Consider the following 733-nt stretch of genomic DNA (forward strand, 5'->3'; position numbering starts at 1 on the left):
ACGTGAATGTGCGCCACCTCTAAATTTTGATTTGAAAGGTATTTTGTAAGTCTGCCTGCTGTTGAAGCAGTATCATCGCCACCAATAGTAACCAGTAATTTCACATTGTTTTTTACAAAAAAATCAGCTTTAAAATCGCTGTCCTTTGGTTTAAACCTGCTCATTGTTAAAACAGAACCTCCTAAACTAAAAATTCTGTCAGCACTTTGATAATCAAAAATTCTTATTGATGGATTATCAGACAATATGCCTTTATAGCCATGATGAACACCTAAAACATCATAATCATCTTTTAAAAATGTTTTAGCCAAAGTACTAATTACTGTATTGATGCCTGGCGCTGGTCCACCGCCGCATATAATAGCTATTGATTTATTCATTTTTGAGTATTAAACCTTTTTATTAATAACGAATTACGATTTTGAGATTTCAAAAAATCATTTATAAATGCATAAAGACTAGCATTAAAAGCAATTCTAAACACATTTTTTGCACCATTTTATCTCTAAAAAAATTGAACGGAAGTTCTATTAAAAATGGAACAAATTGCAATCTTAAAATTCAAAAATCGTAATTCGTAATTCGTAATTATTTTTAACTAACGAGCAACTCTACCAGAGGCATCACCACCCATTAATTTATTTACTTCATCTACAGTTACCAAGTTTGCATCACCTTTAATTGTGTGTTTTAAACAAGATGCTGCTACTGCAAAATCCAATGCATTTTGATC

General features: G+C 31.1%; 1 protein-coding gene and 1 pseudogene. Both read right to left on the bottom strand.

Features of this window, described 5'->3' with window-relative positions; all coding sequences use genetic code 11:
• On the bottom strand, positions 1-380 hold a 380-nt coding region (locus EC396_RS12860; protein ID WP_164975298.1), incomplete at its 3' end, for a 6-phosphofructokinase.
• A gap of 218 nt (positions 381-598) precedes the next feature.
• Positions 599-733, bottom strand: a pseudogene (locus tag EC396_RS18130) (sugar kinase); the annotation flags it as partial.

It is taken from the genome of Lutibacter sp. HS1-25 (assembly GCF_004121075.1).
GTDB lineage: Bacteria > Bacteroidota > Bacteroidia > Flavobacteriales > Flavobacteriaceae > Lutibacter.